Here is a 14,989-nt window from a genome sequence, read left to right as displayed (position 1 = left end):
ACATTATATCCAGAAGTTTAGTCACATAAGTATTTACCCCAACGAACCACAGGGGGGTAGAGGTTGTTGAGATAAATTGACATTGGGTTTTTCAGCCGTGATTTTTTTAGCAATTGTGGAGTGTTTGCCATATTTATAATAGGCTGCACAAGCGCCTTCTGAAGATACCATACAACTACCAATGGGTGTTTCTGGTGTGCAAGCTGTACCGAATACTTTGCATTCCCAAGGTTTTAAAATTCCTTGGAGAATTTGACCGCATTTGCAAGCTTTATGATCGGGAATTTTTTGGTTAGGAAGATTGAATTTAAGTTCTGCGTCAAATTGGGCGTATTCTGGACGAATTTTTAAACCGGAATGGGGGATTTCTCCTAGTCCTCGCCAATCAAAATTATCTCGCACTGCAAAAACTTTGTTGATGGCTTGTAAGGCTATTGTATTTCCTTGGGGTTGTACAAGGCGGTTGTATTGATTTTCGACTTGACAACGATTTTCTACTAGTTGTTTTAATAGCATCCAAATTGATTGGAAGATATCTAAAGGTTCAAATCCGGTGACAACTATTGGTTTATGATATTGTTGGGAAATAAATTGATAAGGGTCAGTGCCAATTATCATGCTGACGTGTCCGGGCCCAATAAATCCATCTAGTTGTAAGTCTGGGTTTGTTAATAATGTTTGAAGGGCGGGAATCACGAGGACGTGATTAGAAAACATGCTAAAGTTAGGAATCTTTTCGGCGTCTGCTTGGAGGACGGTGAAAGCGGTGCTGGGGGCTGTGGTTTCAAAGCCTATAGCGAAGAAGACGACTTGTTTGTCTGGGTTGTCTTTGGCGATTTGCAGACTATCCACGGGAGAATACACCATACGGATGTCTGCGCCCTGTGCTTTGGCTTGGAGTAGGCTGATTTTGGCACCGGGAACCCGCATGGCATCGCCAAAAGTGGCGAGGATGACGTTATGATTTAGGGAGATAGCGATCGCATCATCTAATCTCCCTTTTGGCATAACGCATACTGGACAACCAGGGCCATGAACTAATTCTAGGGAATCGGGCAATATTTCTTCAATACCATATTTAAATATGGAGTGAGTATGTCCACCGCACACTTCCATAATTTTAATTGGTTTTGTTAGTTGATTGCATAATTTAGCTATTTCGCGGCGTAAGGCTTCTACTTTTTCTGGTTCCCGAAATTCATCAACATACTTCATAATAATTAGGGGTGAGAAAATTAGGTACTCGTACTGAAGAAAGTCGAAGTATTGACTATGAAAATAATTCTTTCCTAATCCATAGCTTCTGTTATTTCTGCTAACAGTTTTAATGTTTCTGCTGCTTCCTGTTCGTTAATACGATTCATGGCGAAGCCGACATGAACTAATACCCAATCACCAATACAAGATTCTGGCGGATGTTGTTCATCGACGATGCACGCAATATTTACTTGTCGTTTAACTCCACCGACATTAACGGTGGCTAATTTGTGATTAATGTCGTTGATTTCGATAATTTGTCCGGGAATTCCTAAACACATTTTTATTTTCCTTGCATAAATGTTGTTAATTTTGAATTGAATTAGCGGCGGCGATAACAGCTTGACCTAAAGATATACCGCCATCGTTATTAGGAACCAAACTATGAGTTAATACTTGAATTTCTAAAGCTTCTAAGCGTTGCGTAACTTGGGTTAATAAAATACTGTTTTGAAATACTCCTCCTGTTAAAACTACTTGAGAAATTAGTTGTTCTTGACACAGATGCTTGACCATTTCTACAATGATTTTGGCTAAACTAATATGAAATTTTGTGGCTATAAACGCTTGAGGACTTTGCCGCTGTAAATCATTTAACAATACTTGCCATATCTGACTTGAATCTATAGAATAAATATTATCTGAAAATTTAACAGCAAAAGGATAAATTTGCGTTTCTTCATGGTTATTAATGCTGCTGATATCCACAATAGATTCTAGGGCGATCGCTGCTTGTCCTTCGTAGCTACATTCTTCTAAGCAAATCCCTACAGCCCCTGCTACTGAGTCAAATAAGCGCCCCACTGACGAAGTAAGAGGAGAATTAATCCCGTTTTTAAGAATTTGATTGAGTAATTTTATCGGTTTCTGTTCTAAAAATTTGATTATTTCTAAATCACTATATTGTTGTTGTAAATTCTCCCAAGTATTTGCTGTCATCAAGTGAGTGTAGGTATTACGCCAAGGTTGAGTAATTGCTTGTTTTCCACCCAACAGAGCGACGGGATTAAATTTTGCCAGTCGCCGAAATTGGCGGTAATCAGCTAAGAAAAATTCTCCGCCCCAAAAAGTACCATCATCACCATAACCCAAACCATCTAAAGCAATTCCTAAAACTGGTTGAGAATTGAGAGGTACACCATTTTCTGCCATACAAGATGCAATATGGGCGTGGTGATGTTGAACATGACAAAGTTGGATTTGATTTGTATCTGCTAATTCCTTTCCAAATTTAGTTGAAAGATATTCAGGATGTTTATCAATAGCAATCAGTTCAGGTGTATGCTCAAATAAATTCAAGTATAAATTCAGAGTATCTTGATAAGCATTAAAAGTAGCCGCATTTTCTAAATCTCCCAAATATTGAGAGAGAATTGCTTGACCATCCCGCAACAAACAAAAAGTATTTTTCAACTCACCACCCATTGCTAAAATTGGCGGTGCGCTATGAAATCCATGTGGTAAATTAATCGGGGCTGGCGCATAGCCCCTAGCGCGACGAATAGTTTGCACTTTATCATTAACAACTCGCACCACCGAATCATCAACCCGATTCACAATCTCTCGATTATGAAAAAGAAAATAATCAGCACTTTTGCCTAACCGCTCCCGTGATTCATCGTTATCAATACACTGCGGTTCATCAGAAAAATTACCGCTTGTGAAAACAATTGGTCGATTCATTCGCTTGAGAATTAGATGATGTAGCGGCGTATAAGGTAACATAAACCCAAGGGTATTTTGCCCTGGTGCAACAGCAGAAGCTAGAGAATGCTGAGTTAATTCACCTTTTTTTTGTAACAACACAATCGGCGCAGCAGAACTTGTCAATAACGCTTTTTCTTGGGGACTAACTAAACAATATTCCGAAATTATCGCTAAATCCCGCGCCATTAAAGCAAAAGGTTTGTCATAGCGCCTTTTGCGCTGACGCAGTTTTCGCACCACAGCTTCTTGAGTAGCATCACAAGCTAGATGAACCCCACCCAACCCCTTAATACCCACAATCTCGCCCTTTCGCAGCAGAGTGCAAACGGCATCCACATCATCTAACATAGAAAACATCGAAGCAGTAACCAATTTCCCATCAGCACGTTCTAACCAAGCCTGAGCACCGCAGATATGACAACCTACCGGTTGGGCGTGAAACCGACGATTTTCAATATCGTGATATTCTTTCGCACATTCCGCACACATGACAAATGCAGACATACTGGTATTGCATCTGTCATAAGGAATCCCACGAATAATACTCAGACGCGGGCCACAATGGGTACAGTTAGTAAAAGGATAGCGATAAAAACGGCTAAAAGGGTCAAAAACTTCCTTTTGACATTCAGGACAAATAGCAGCATCAGGAAGAATTTCAGTTTTGATTGTGCTATTTAAACTTTGAGAAATTATAAAATCATCAAAATTAAATTCACCGTGATATTCAGTTCTAATTAGTTTATCAATTCTCCCTAATGGTGGACACTCTTGTTGTAACCTCCTGACAAATTCCTCTAAAACTACCTCATCACCATCAACCCGAATTAATACACCCTCACCATCATTACAAACCTCACCGCGTAACCTAAAAACCTTCGCCAAACGATACACAGTAGGACGAAATCCCACCCCCTGAACAGCACCACGCACTCTAATTTCTTCGACCCGCATCAACCTTCACCTCCCTACAAATAAACCCTAAAAACCTCAGCGTTAATTCAGCCTCCACAACAAAACTCGATTATTTCCAGAATCAGCTATCACCGCAACATTTCCACAAACCTTCACCCCATAACACCAATTCAAACTATCTCTTTTGGGTAAGCCAAAATTTCTATTTTCTCCCTTACTTTGAAAATCAACTTGTCCAGCAACAACATCCGCCATTGCACCCTGTAATGATAAAATTGACTCTGGCTTTATCCATCCCAACAAACGGGAATTTGCCGTATCAGCAACTAACAAATAATTATCAATAACTCCCACCCCATAAGGCATATTCAAACTGCTTGCATTAGGAAAATAAACTCCTTGATTCATTTGGGTAAAATCAAAGCTTTTTTGTCCTAACACCACCGCACAAGGTGTATTATTATTTGTTGGCATTCCCTCCCAAATCATCACTCTATGATTACCCGCATCAGTAATAACTAAATCATCTCCCCAAAAGGTAATATCATGACACCATCGCATACTCGCAGCCGTGGGAAAACCACCACCATTTTCATCACGAGATATCATATCTGGCTGTCCCAAAACTAAATCAGCAGGCTGACCATTTTCTGTTGGTAATTGCTGCCAAATTAAGACTCGCCGATTTCCTGTATCTGCGACAAATAGCTTTTCTTGATGATAGAAGAGACCATAAGGCCAGTTAAGCGTATTTGCTGCTGCTAGTTGACCACCTCGATTTGGTTCATTATCATGAAAATTAGCTTGTCCTAATACTAAATCAGCCGGGACATTGCTATCTTCAGGTAAATTGTGCCAAATTAAAATGCGATGATTCCAAGCATCAGCTACAGCTAAACCTGCGCCACAAGCACAGATACCAGTAGGGACACTAAAAGTTGCTTTGTCTGGTGTATTTTTAGCATTTTGTCCTTCATGATAAAAGTCTGGCTGTCCAATTACCCAATCGGCTTTTTGACTATCTTTTGTAGGTAAATTTCGCCATCCTAATAAGCGATGATGTCCTGTATCTGATACCCATAAAGGGCCAGTTGCTGATAGTAAGCAAGCACTACGGGGGCCAAACATTGATGCAGCGCTGGGAGTGATAGGTATTGCTAATTTCTCTGGTTCAATAATTTCTCCTAAAACTATTTCCGCACCTTGGGGTGAGAATAAATGCTGTTTACTATTCAAAATCATTAGGATGTTTTTATGTGTATCAATGGTGGCATTTTTGAGTTAAATTTAAAAATGTTGATCGATGTTGTAGAATTGAAGTAAAGACGTAAAATTTTACGTCTCTACAATAGTTTTCATGCCGCCATCAGCAACACCGTGTTGATGATGTCATTGAGGTAATTGCACAAAAATTTGCTCTTGTTTGACGCGTAAGGGATAAGATTGGAGTGAAACATCAGGAGCAGTTAAACATTCTCCTGTTGCTAATTTATACTGAAATCCGTGGACGGGACAGGTGAGGATACTGTTTTCAACTTTACCTTCAGTTAGGGAATTTCCTAGGTGGGTGCAGGCGTTATGATAACAGGTAATATTCATTCCTTGTCGATAGAAAATCAGTGAATTACCTGCAATTGTTATCGATAAAATTCCCGCTTCAGGAATTTGATTAACAGTCGTGACTTTAATCCAAGTGGATACACTTTGGTTATTAAAGGGACTGACTAAATTAGCGGTGTTATTCTCGCTAGAAGGCAGATGATTGATAGCAACTACTGTGGTGATTTCTGGACAATGAGTTTTAATTGCTTGTTCTACTCCTTGAGATAAGGTCAAGGTGGAAGTTGGACAATTACTACATGTTCCGGTTAATCTGATTTCTACAGTATTTGGTGGTTTAATTGCTACTAATTCAATGTCGCCATTGTGGCTTTGTAATCCTGGACGAACTTGATTTAATGCGATTTGAATGCGTTCTGCTAATGGTGGTTTGGGTGGTTTAACCAGTTCGTGATAAAGCAATACTGCATATACCACTTCATCAGTAACTGCATGGCGCAAAGCTGACATTGATTCTGTCTTGAGGCTTTTAATCAAACGCTTTAAAGCGGCTTTATGTAAGGCTTCAATTGCTCTTTTTAAACCGACAACTACGCACCTCTGGCTTTCATCCCATTCGGATATAATAGCTTCAAAGCGATTGATTTCTTCAATTAGTTCCTCAAGAGTTGCTGTGTGTTCAATGAGTGTAATCATTGCCTATTATTAACTTTTGACCAAATTAGTCGGAATTACAACGTTAAACACTCAACTCACACTCACTTTTACTTCATTTTGAAGTCTTTTAATAGAAATGGCATAACTGCGCCACTGACTAGGCTAGATACTGCTATTGTTAACCAAAAAGGAATTTCAGTTTGTGCTAAAGACACCAATAGTAGGAAACCTATAGTAGTACCAATTGCCGTTTGTTTGACAAATTGTATAGGGTCACGTAACAGCTTTCCCTTGAAAAATAATTTAGCGGATAACCACCCAATTTCCAACATGTTTCCTCCTATAGATTTGATAACAAACTCAGTACAAATAATCCTAAAAGTATGGCGGGAATCACGGCGGCTGGGGCTAATAATGCACCTAAAGTTGCTGAAAACTCATAGCCTATATCTTTTCTGGCTAATAGCATTCCGCCAATTGCACCACCAATTAGAGATAAGATGGTGGCTATTAATACCCAGACAATTTCTGTGAGGATGTTAAGGTCTCCAGATGCTAAACTTTTGAGAAAATCTCCTGTAGTAAGGCTGGTTACAATATTTTCCATTCTTGGTATTTCTGATGTGATTGGAAACTGCTATAAATAGCTAATGATCACTTAATTAAGGTTTTTCAACCTAGGTTTTTTAATGTTGTCAAGGGTTAAGAGTTATGATGATAATGCCCTATTCACAACTTGTAATTTCAAGTGCAATTTCTTGCAGTGCTTGTGCTACTATTTCTGCTTGTTCTAGCTGTTTGTGTTGGGTGAAGATTTCCCAAGCTGTTTGATAGTAAGTACGAGCTTGTAAGAGGTTCTGGAAGTTACCGTTTTCTGGTTTTTCTGGATTATCTGGTAAGTTGAATAGGGCGTTAGCTTTGTTAGAGATAGTGTTAGCGTATTCTAAGGGTGTATCTCTGGCGTTACGCACTTTTAAGGCTTGATCATAAGCAGCGATCGCTTTCATGTTATTCTCTACTGGATGGGAACTAATCAAATATTGCAAGGCGTTACCTAAATTGTTTTGCAACATGGCATATTCCCTAGGATGATCAATCAAGGTAATATGCTTAAGTGCGGTTTCAAATGATTGCACAGCTAACCCTTGACGCAGATATTCCCGTTCTGATGCTAGGGGCATGGAAAGGTAAGCGATCGCAATATTGTTGTATAAAATTGCGTATTCTTGTGGGTATTTTTCCCAGGTAAACACTCGCAACGCTTCATGATACGCTTGGATGCTGTCCGCTATCCGCGCTAAATTCAAGGGGACGAGGGACTGTAAGACTAATCCCAAATTCATCTGGGACTCTGCTACTTCAAGGGGCGAAGCTAACTGCTGTAAAATTGGTAACGCTGCTTCATAACCAGCTTTCGCTTGCAATAACAGTTCCGACCCCGCATCAGGAATTGTCTGTAAAGTCCCAGCCATACCCACCTGAGCTTTGGCTTTCAATAGTGGATAATCCTCACCGCACATTTCATAAGCCCGATAATATAGCCCAACTGCGCTTCGTAAGTCTTTAGCAGTTTTCGGCTTTTTTTGCAAGCCTAGTGCTATTTCCATCAACATCTGGATTTTTTCTGCTGTCGTTGCTGACTCCGATGCAATGGCTGTTATAGCCGCTTTTACGGCTGAATCTGTCATGCTAGGGTTCATAACTACCGTACTCTAGCCGATTAGCTAATACCAGTGGATTTTAAATTGAGGATAACGCCATACTACCTATCCCAAATTGGGATAAGAGAATATTTTCATGATTGCGAGTTGTATTTTTTTGCATGGTAAAGATGAGGAAGCTCACAATTAATTATTTCCCCTCGTTTTCCTCATCTTCTAGGATTGTATGAATCAAGTTTTTCCACTATAAAGCAATCTCTTGAGTAATTTCTATGGGGTAAATGCCAATATTCGGGTTAGCTTTAAGTACATTAAAATTTGATAATTTTATTCTGTAACAATGGCGAACACAATTCAAAAAAAATCATTAATTTAATGGCATGTAAGCGATATATGCCATTTTTTTTCATGATGAAAAACGCAAATTTCCTGGCAAGCACCTATTCTCAGGGTTAACGCTAAAATTGTTGACTTTTAATGTCTTTAGTGAATATCTGAAATCTTGTTTAGTTAAAGATTGATGATATGAAAATATCTATTATTCACATTTTGGTAAAACTATCTGCTATTACTATAACCTTTTAAGTAGTTGTGCAAAATAAATTATGCATTTAGGCAAGTGGATTCACCTGTTAAGAGTTCCTTTTCATCAACTCTTGCACATGTCAGCTTTGTTATCGACATGATTAATTATAAATTTTTCTTTAATTGAACAGAATTGCTTAAAAAAATACTTTATTTTAAAAGATAAATATGGAAAACCTCGTGACACTCTACAAGCTTGATCACTGAGTTTGTGTACAGTTAACAATAGAAAATATATAGCCAATGACTAATGTACTCTGGCTGCAAGGTGGTGCTTGTTCTGGTAACACCATGTCGTTTCTTAACGCCGAAGAACCGACAGTCTGTGACCTGATTGCTGATTTTGGGATTAAGGTACTTTGGCATCCTTCCTTGGGATTAGAACTAGGCGAACACCTGCAAACACTCCTCAATGATTGCATTTCTGGTACTATTCCCCTAGATATCCTCGTGTTTGAAGGTAGTGTTGTCAACGCCCCCAACGGTACAGGAGAATGGAATCGCTTTGCCGATCGCCCGATGAAAGATTGGCTAAATGACCTCGCCCAAGTAGCTAGCTTTATCGTCGCCGTGGGAGACTGCGCCACCTGGGGAGGAATTCCCGCCATGTCACCAAACCCCAGCGAATCCGAAGGCTTACAATTTCTCAAGCGTCAAGCAGGCGGTTTTTTAGGGAAAGATTTCGTCACCAAATCAGGATTACCCGTAATTAACATTCCCGGATGTCCCGCCCATCCAGACTGGATCAGTCAAATATTAGTAGCGATCGCCACCGGACGCATCGCAGACATTGCTTTAGATGAACTAAATCGCCCCCAAACCTTCTTCAACACCTACACCCAAACAGGTTGTACCCGCAACGTCCACTTTGCCTACAAAGCATCAGTCGCCGAATTCGGTCAGCGCAAAGGCTGCTTATTCTACGATTTAGGTTGTCGCGGCCCCATGACTCATTCCTCCTGCAACCGCATCCTCTGGAACCGCGTTTCCTCCAAAACCCGCGCCGGTATGCCTTGTTTAGGTTGTACTGAACCCGAATTTCCCTTCTACGACCTCGTACCTGGAACCGTATTCAAAACCCAAACCGTCATGGGAGTTCCCAAAGAACTACCCCCAGGTATCAAAACCAAAGATTACGCCATCCTCACAATGTCCGCCAAAAACGCCGCCCCCGCCTGGGCAGAAGAGGACTTTTTTACAGTTTAGGGCATTAAGGATAAATAACCAATGACAATCCAAACTTTAGATATCTCCCCAGTCGGTAGAGTTGAGGGAGATTTAGATGTCCGCGTGGACATCGAAGATGGGTATGTAGTTAATGCTTGGACACATGCCGAACTTTTTCGGGGATTTGAAGTGATATTACGCGGTAAAGACCCGCAAGCCGGCTTGATTGTCACACCCCGCATTTGTGGTATTTGCGGCGGTTCTCACTTAACCTCTGCATCTTGGGCGTTAGACACAGTTTGGGAAACAGAAGTTCCTCGCAATGCAATTTTGGCGAGAAATTTAGGGCAAATAGTCGAAACAATTCAAAGTATCCCCCGGTATTTTTATGGGTTATTTGCGATTGATTTAACTCATCGAAATTACCGCAAAAGTCACTTTTATGATGAAGCTGTCAGACGCTTCGCCGCCTTCACTGGTACATCTTATGAATTAGGCATTACTATTTCTGCTAAACCTGTAGAAATTTATGCCTTATTAGGTGGACAATGGCCCCACAGCAGTTATATGGTTCCTGGTGGTGTGATGTGCGCCCCCACTCTCACAGACATTACCCGCGCTTGGTCGCTGTTGGAATATTTCCGCACCAATTGGTTAGAACCTGTGTGGTTGGGTTGTTCTTTAGAACGCTATGAAGAAATTCAAACTTATGATGATTTCATGGAGTGGTTAGAAGAAGACCGCAAGCATCGGGATTCCGACTTGGGTTTATATTGGCGCATGGGTTTAGATATTGGTTTGGATAGATTCGGCGCTGGTGTGGGTAAGTATGTTACTTGGGGATATTTACCCCATGAAGACAAATACCAAAAGCCGACTATCGAGGGGCGAAATGCGGCTGTGATTATGAAAAGTGGCGTGTATGACAGCTTTAGTGATACTCACACTTTGATGGATCAATCCTTTGCCCGTGAGAACACAACTCATTCCTGGTATGATGAAGGCACAGCCGATATTCATCCAGGCGATCGCACTACTAAACCCATCGCCAACAATACCAAAGACTTCGACAACGCTTATTCCTGGGCGAGCGCTGTTCTCCACAAAGACTTTGGACGTTTAGAAGCTGGCCCTTTAGCCCGTCAACTAGTCGCGGGCGGGAATCATGGCGAATCTTGGCAACATTCCGACGGCTTCATCCTCGATGTCTTCAAGCAAATGGGCGGTGCTAACACCCATGTCCGTCAGTTAGCACGAGTTCATGAAATTGTCAAGCTATATCGCCAAGCTGAACACTGCTTGCGGGAATTCAAATTAAACGACCCTTGGTATATCAAACCTAAAGAAAAAGACGGTAAAGGTTGGGGTGCAACCGAAGCCTCACGCGGCGCTTTGTGTCACTGGATAGAAATAGAAGGCGGTAAGATTAAACAGTATCAAGTTATCGCCCCTGGTACATGGAATATCGGCCCCCGCGACGGTGGAGGTGCAAGGGGTCCCGTGGAAGAAGCTTTAGTCGGGACACCAATTTACGATCCTAGAGATCCAGTGGAAGTGGGACATGTGGCGCGGTCTTTTGATTCTTGCTTGGTGTGTACAGTCCACGCCCACGATGCGAAGACTGGTGAAGAGTTGGCGCGTTTCCGCACTGCTTAGAAAATTTTAATTGTAGCGAACAGTACACGGCTAGGGGCACAACATGTTGTGCCCCTACAATAACCCCTACAATAATTTGTAGCTTGTAATCTGCGGTAAACTCTATAATGTTTTTCTAATCATTGGGTGTCGCCATCGTTCGTGGCTACTTTTACCACGCTTGGGTAAATAAACAAATGCTTCACGTGCAATCTAAGCTTTCAATTCCCAAATTTTTCTGGGCATGGCTTTTGTCGATTTATCTTCCCTATTCTTTTATACAAGTTTTAAAAACGATTTATTTCCTAGTCGTAGCATAATACACTAAAACTTTCATAAACAGTGCGTTAGTCTGGCTTTGATGCGCCTCAAAAAATTGAAATTTATAAGGTAAGCTTGTGTCAGACATCGCACTCCACAGATATTTTCCTCGTCTTCCTGAAGCAGCACTACAAGAGTTCACAGAATGGTGTGTTGTTGAACAAGCAAAAGCAGCAGGATTTAACTTTACACCCGATACAAGTAAGTTAAATAATCTGCAGCCTGGGGAATATGTTCCCAAATTAATTGATCAATTTATGAAAATGAAACCAGACCCAATTAAAGCTGGTTTAGTAGCAGCGATCGCAGGTAAAGAAGCAGACGAACACGGGTTATTAGGTTTGGCGATCGTTGCTGATTTTGTCTCGCTTTACGTCAAATATTTAATTCCCCCTGATGGCAAAAATCCAGAGGAAGCGGAAGCAATATTAATTAAAGCGGGACAAGAACAGTGTGAGAAACTTATAGAAATTGCGAAAAAATATGATGTAGTTTTTTAAACTACATTTAACATTCATTTGCAGGTTTTGGTGGGCATTGCCCACCTTACTTAAACCACGTCTATGAAGATTTTAAGTTATAGTAATAAACCAACATATGCTCCCTTTATAACAAATAATATTAAAAAATGCTAACAATTATTGGTTGTGGAAATCTTAATCGCAATGATGATGCTGTAGGTGTAATTATTGCCCAACGCCTACAAACATATCTAGCTGAACATCCCCATCCTCACGTGCAAATTTATGACTGTGGAACTGCGGGGATGGAAGTAATGTTTCAAGCTAGAGGTAGCAAACAGTTAATAATTGTTGACGCCAGTTCCACAAATTCCCAACCAGGTGCTATATTTAAAGTCCCAGGAGAAGAATTAGAAAATCTTCCAGAACCTAGTTATAATTTGCATAGTTTTCGTTGGGATAATGCTTTAGCTACTGGGAGGAAAATATTTGCAAATGATTTTCCTCAAGACGTAACTGTTTATTTAATTGAAGCCGCTAATCTGGGTTTTGGACTAGAATTAAATTCTGTGGTGGAAGATGCGGCTAATGTAGTTTATGAGGAAATCATCACACTCATCAAGCAAAACCCAGATAACTGTAAACACGATTAATTCCGTCTCTACATCTCCCGATAAACCGCTAATTCATCTACTCTCATTTCAAAAGGTATTCCCTGGCTTTCTGGAGGACAGATGCGGATTTTTGCGTCGCTAACAATCTGACTGAGTAGAGTTCCCATTGGCACCATTTTTTGCAAGATTCGCCAGTTAGTAACTTGGTCAGGACATTCAATCACTAATATCATTAAACTGGCGTGGGTTGTCACATACCAACGACAATTAGATAGGAGGTTTTGAATTATGCGATCGCACGCTGCATAAAAGTATTTGCTAATAGAATATTCTAGTTGTTGACGCAGGATAATATCCGCCGATGTCAACTGTATCGGGTGCGAATCATCTTCATTTACCATTAGAATTAACTCCCTACAAATTTCCAGCAAGATAAACTCTTGACCCTAAAAAACTAACTATTTACATAGCAGTTGGATAACTAATTTAGTCGGGCACAAAAAATAAAGTTACAGCAGAATCTTTAACCAACGCCTGATTAATGCAGAAGTAACTAGTATTTTCACTAAAATTGCCCACCTTAATTAAATGCATCCCTTTTACCCGATGCACAACTGAATAAATTTCTACTTTTGCAAGTTTTTCTGTTGTATCGGTTGGTTGAAATAGTGCAAAATAGGAGAACAAGTCTATTAAAATCAAAAACTTATAGAATGTTTTTGCATTAATATAATCTGATACTGTACTAGCGCCTCAACGGCATCCGCTATTTAACCAGCAACAATATCTTATGCCCCTATATTCATATTTCCAGCTAGACCTATAATAAACACAACAAATAAAAAAAAAGAATCCATTGATACTTTTAATATGTATAATACAAATCTTTAATTAGTGTTAAATTAATTCTTGACATTGTTTTAGAGAATTATTATCAACTTTTATAGCATACATGTCATTGCAATTCCTGAAAAACGGCAAATGAATTGAACTTGCTAACCTAGTAAACAGGATTATTGACATTTAATTGCAGAGTAATATTTGCAGCAGACTTAAATATTTTTGAAAAATTAATAATTATGTATGGTAAGCGATGCCATGCACAAATAGGGTCGGTAAATCGCATTAAACTGCTATTCTCTTCCTTAAGAAATACTAAAGATTATGCATTTTTATAATATAATTTGCTACGTTTTATGTTTCAATTGTAAAAAGGTAAAAAAAGATGAAAATTAGCGCTCGCAATACTCTCAAAACCACTGTCAAGCAAGTTGTAACTGGCGCAGTAAATACAGAAGTAACCTTAGAACTAGCACCTGGGGTAGAGATAGTGGCAATCATCACCAAATCATCAGCTGATAAGTTAGAACTTGCAGAAGGCAAGGAAGCTTATGCGGTGATTAAATCATCAGATGTGATAGTTGCTGTTGAATAAGAAAGCAGTGAATTGTTTCTTCTGTTAATAGAAAAGACATACCCGACTCCTCAAGGAAGTCGGGTATTTATTTAGTAATTGAAGCTAAGAATTAACTTAGACGAGATATGGTTCTTGATGTGTTTTAATTGTGCAATTAGAACGTGGGTAGGTGACACAAAGTAAAGCAAATCCCTTAGCCATTTGCTCATCATCTAGGAAGATTTGATCAGATTGATCTACTTCACCTTCAACTACCTTGCCAACACAACTAGAACAAGAACCTGAGTGACAAGAGAAAGGTAAATCAATACCTTGTTCTCCTGCTGCTTCTAAAATTGTGGTTTCTTCGTCCACCTCAATTGTGGTGTCTAGTTCTTCCTTCTTGTTAATTAATCTAACTTGGTAGGTAGCCATTTGCCGATTCTCCTCAAACTTTATATGATTAGGTTTAATTCTCGAAAAGAGTGTTAAGTCTCCCTATTCAACTCTTCGAGAAGCCGCTCAGAGAGCGTTTATGGAAAGCCTCAACAATGATATTTGCTGCTAACGAAACTGTGAAAAACTTCTGTGCAAATGTCTTTCCCAGCTTCCCAGAATATTAGCTGCAAGGTACACCATTAGGCGTGCAGTCACCTGCTTTGAAAGACTTGCCACATCCGCAAGTATCAGTTGCATTGGGGTTAGTAAATTTAAAGCCACTTTCAAGCACCCCATCAACAAAATCAACCACAACTCCTGCTAATAAAGGCGCACTTTTAGCATCAACGTAAAGCAGCACTTTACCTTGCTGAATTACTAAATCATCTGGTTGAGGTTTGCTGGTAATTTCGATACCATATTCATAACCATTGCAACCACCATCTTTGACAGAGATGCGGACACCTTTAGTTGCGCCGTTAGCATCGGGAGCGGAACCTAACAGAAATGTCCTGAGACGAAATTCTGCTTTTTCTGTTAAAGTAACAGTCATCAATTCTCCTTAATTACAGGTGTGTTACGCAAGAGAATTGCGTATTGATTTGTGGGGTTTGT

16 protein-coding genes are annotated in these 14,989 nt (G+C 40.0%); 5 read left to right on the top strand and 11 right to left on the bottom strand.

Annotated features, from left to right (window positions below):
• Positions 1-33: 33 nt before the first annotated feature.
• The 8 genes from hypD to MIC7126_RS0125730 form a co-directional block, all read right to left on the bottom strand.
• Positions 34-1,215: a hydrogenase formation protein HypD gene (hypD, locus tag MIC7126_RS0125765; RefSeq protein ID WP_017656017.1), complete on the bottom strand. Its 1,182-nt coding sequence runs from the start codon at positions 1,213-1,215 to the stop codon at positions 34-36.
• A 74-nt stretch (positions 1,216-1,289) separates the two neighbouring features.
• Positions 1,290-1,538 carry a HypC/HybG/HupF family hydrogenase formation chaperone gene (locus tag MIC7126_RS0125760; RefSeq protein ID WP_017656016.1) on the bottom strand — a complete coding sequence of 83 codons (249 nt, stop codon included), beginning with the start codon at positions 1,536-1,538 and terminating at the stop codon, positions 1,290-1,292.
• Between the two features lie 25 nt (positions 1,539-1,563).
• On the bottom strand, positions 1,564-3,918 hold the full coding sequence (gene hypF, locus MIC7126_RS0125755) for a carbamoyltransferase HypF (protein WP_017656015.1): 2,355 nt from the start codon (positions 3,916-3,918) through the stop codon (positions 1,564-1,566).
• A gap of 42 nt (positions 3,919-3,960) precedes the next feature.
• Positions 3,961-5,121, bottom strand: coding sequence for an NHL repeat-containing protein (locus MIC7126_RS0125750; RefSeq protein ID WP_017656014.1), 1,161 nt, complete (start codon positions 5,119-5,121; stop codon positions 3,961-3,963).
• Positions 5,122-5,268: 147 nt separating this feature from the next.
• Complete coding sequence (locus MIC7126_RS0125745) at positions 5,269-6,135, bottom strand: NifU family protein (protein ID WP_017656013.1); 867 nt, start codon at positions 6,133-6,135, stop codon at positions 5,269-5,271.
• A 68-nt stretch (positions 6,136-6,203) separates the two neighbouring features.
• A complete protein-coding gene (locus MIC7126_RS0125740) occupies positions 6,204-6,428 on the bottom strand; it encodes a hypothetical protein (protein WP_017656012.1) in 225 nt (74 codons plus the stop codon).
• Positions 6,429-6,436: 8 nt separating this feature from the next.
• On the bottom strand, positions 6,437-6,703 hold the full coding sequence (locus MIC7126_RS0125735; RefSeq protein ID WP_017656011.1) for an asr0689 family protein: 267 nt from the start codon (positions 6,701-6,703) through the stop codon (positions 6,437-6,439).
• Between the two features lie 118 nt (positions 6,704-6,821).
• On the bottom strand, positions 6,822-7,796 hold the full coding sequence (locus MIC7126_RS0125730; RefSeq protein ID WP_026100533.1) for a tetratricopeptide repeat protein: 975 nt from the start codon (positions 7,794-7,796) through the stop codon (positions 6,822-6,824).
• Positions 7,797-8,585: 789 nt separating this feature from the next.
• Here MIC7126_RS0125730 and MIC7126_RS0125725 point away from each other — a divergent pair.
• The 4 genes from MIC7126_RS0125725 to MIC7126_RS0125710 all read left to right on the top strand — a co-directional run bounded on the left by MIC7126_RS0125725 (position 8,586) and on the right by MIC7126_RS0125710 (position 12,579).
• Positions 8,586-9,548, top strand: coding sequence for a hydrogenase small subunit (locus MIC7126_RS0125725; RefSeq protein ID WP_017656009.1), 963 nt, complete (start codon positions 8,586-8,588; stop codon positions 9,546-9,548).
• A 21-nt stretch (positions 9,549-9,569) separates the two neighbouring features.
• Positions 9,570-11,165, top strand: a complete 1,596-nt coding sequence (locus MIC7126_RS0125720) for a nickel-dependent hydrogenase large subunit (protein ID WP_017656008.1) — start codon at positions 9,570-9,572, stop codon at positions 11,163-11,165.
• Positions 11,166-11,542: 377 nt separating this feature from the next.
• Positions 11,543-11,965 carry a hypothetical protein gene (locus MIC7126_RS0125715; RefSeq protein WP_017656007.1) on the top strand — a complete coding sequence of 141 codons (423 nt, stop codon included), beginning with the start codon at positions 11,543-11,545 and terminating at the stop codon, positions 11,963-11,965.
• Positions 11,966-12,093: 128 nt separating this feature from the next.
• Positions 12,094-12,579 (top strand): hydrogenase maturation protease, encoded by a 486-nt coding sequence (locus MIC7126_RS0125710; RefSeq protein ID WP_017656006.1) that lies wholly within the window; start codon positions 12,094-12,096, stop codon positions 12,577-12,579.
• An 8-nt stretch (positions 12,580-12,587) separates the two neighbouring features.
• Here the strand turns inward: MIC7126_RS0125710 and MIC7126_RS0125705 are convergent, their stop codons facing one another.
• Entirely contained in the window at positions 12,588-12,941 is a 354-nt protein-coding gene (locus MIC7126_RS0125705; RefSeq protein WP_017656005.1) for a hypothetical protein, read from the bottom strand.
• 824 nt (positions 12,942-13,765) lie between these two features.
• On the opposite strand from MIC7126_RS0125705, the gene MIC7126_RS0125695 reads away from it, so the two are divergent.
• Positions 13,766-13,975: a TOBE domain-containing protein gene (locus MIC7126_RS0125695; protein WP_017656003.1), complete on the top strand. Its 210-nt coding sequence runs from the start codon at positions 13,766-13,768 to the stop codon at positions 13,973-13,975.
• Between the two features lie 96 nt (positions 13,976-14,071).
• Here the strand turns inward: MIC7126_RS0125695 and MIC7126_RS0125690 are convergent, their stop codons facing one another.
• Positions 14,072-14,371, bottom strand: coding sequence for a 2Fe-2S iron-sulfur cluster-binding protein (locus tag MIC7126_RS0125690; protein ID WP_015126455.1), 300 nt, complete (start codon positions 14,369-14,371; stop codon positions 14,072-14,074).
• 184 nt (positions 14,372-14,555) lie between these two features.
• Positions 14,556-14,927: an iron-sulfur cluster assembly accessory protein gene (locus MIC7126_RS0125685; RefSeq protein ID WP_017656002.1), complete on the bottom strand. Its 372-nt coding sequence runs from the start codon at positions 14,925-14,927 to the stop codon at positions 14,556-14,558.
• Positions 14,928-14,989: the final 62 nt, after the last annotated feature.

This window comes from Fortiea contorta PCC 7126, from assembly GCF_000332295.1.
In the GTDB taxonomy this organism is placed as follows: Bacteria; Cyanobacteriota; Cyanobacteriia; order Cyanobacteriales; family Nostocaceae; genus Fortiea; species Fortiea contorta.
This window is presented reverse-complemented; position numbering and strand designations above follow the sequence as displayed.

Coding starts and splice junctions, on each gene's coding strand:
- hypD (WP_017656017.1), bottom strand. CDS start 1,215: ATGAAGTATGTTGATGAATTTCGGGAACCAGAAAAAGTAGAAGCCTTA.
- MIC7126_RS0125760 (WP_017656016.1), bottom strand. CDS start 1,538: ATGTGTTTAGGAATTCCCGGACAAATTATCGAAATCAACGACATTAAT.
- hypF (WP_017656015.1), bottom strand. CDS start 3,918: ATGCGGGTCGAAGAAATTAGAGTGCGTGGTGCTGTTCAGGGGGTGGGA.
- MIC7126_RS0125750 (WP_017656014.1), bottom strand. CDS start 5,121: ATGATTTTGAATAGTAAACAGCATTTATTCTCACCCCAAGGTGCGGAA.
- MIC7126_RS0125745 (WP_017656013.1), bottom strand. CDS start 6,135: ATGATTACACTCATTGAACACACAGCAACTCTTGAGGAACTAATTGAA.
- MIC7126_RS0125740 (WP_017656012.1), bottom strand. CDS start 6,428: ATGTTGGAAATTGGGTGGTTATCCGCTAAATTATTTTTCAAGGGAAAG.
- MIC7126_RS0125735 (WP_017656011.1), bottom strand. CDS start 6,703: ATGGAAAATATTGTAACCAGCCTTACTACAGGAGATTTTCTCAAAAGT.
- MIC7126_RS0125730 (WP_026100533.1), bottom strand. CDS start 7,796: ATGAACCCTAGCATGACAGATTCAGCCGTAAAAGCGGCTATAACAGCC.
- MIC7126_RS0125725 (WP_017656009.1), top strand. CDS start 8,586: ATGACTAATGTACTCTGGCTGCAAGGTGGTGCTTGTTCTGGTAACACC.
- MIC7126_RS0125720 (WP_017656008.1), top strand. CDS start 9,570: ATGACAATCCAAACTTTAGATATCTCCCCAGTCGGTAGAGTTGAGGGA.
- MIC7126_RS0125710 (WP_017656006.1), top strand. CDS start 12,094: ATGCTAACAATTATTGGTTGTGGAAATCTTAATCGCAATGATGATGCT.
- MIC7126_RS0125705 (WP_017656005.1), bottom strand. CDS start 12,941: ATGGTAAATGAAGATGATTCGCACCCGATACAGTTGACATCGGCGGAT.
- MIC7126_RS0125695 (WP_017656003.1), top strand. CDS start 13,766: ATGAAAATTAGCGCTCGCAATACTCTCAAAACCACTGTCAAGCAAGTT.
- MIC7126_RS0125690 (WP_015126455.1), bottom strand. CDS start 14,371: ATGGCTACCTACCAAGTTAGATTAATTAACAAGAAGGAAGAACTAGAC.
- MIC7126_RS0125685 (WP_017656002.1), bottom strand. CDS start 14,927: ATGACTGTTACTTTAACAGAAAAAGCAGAATTTCGTCTCAGGACATTT.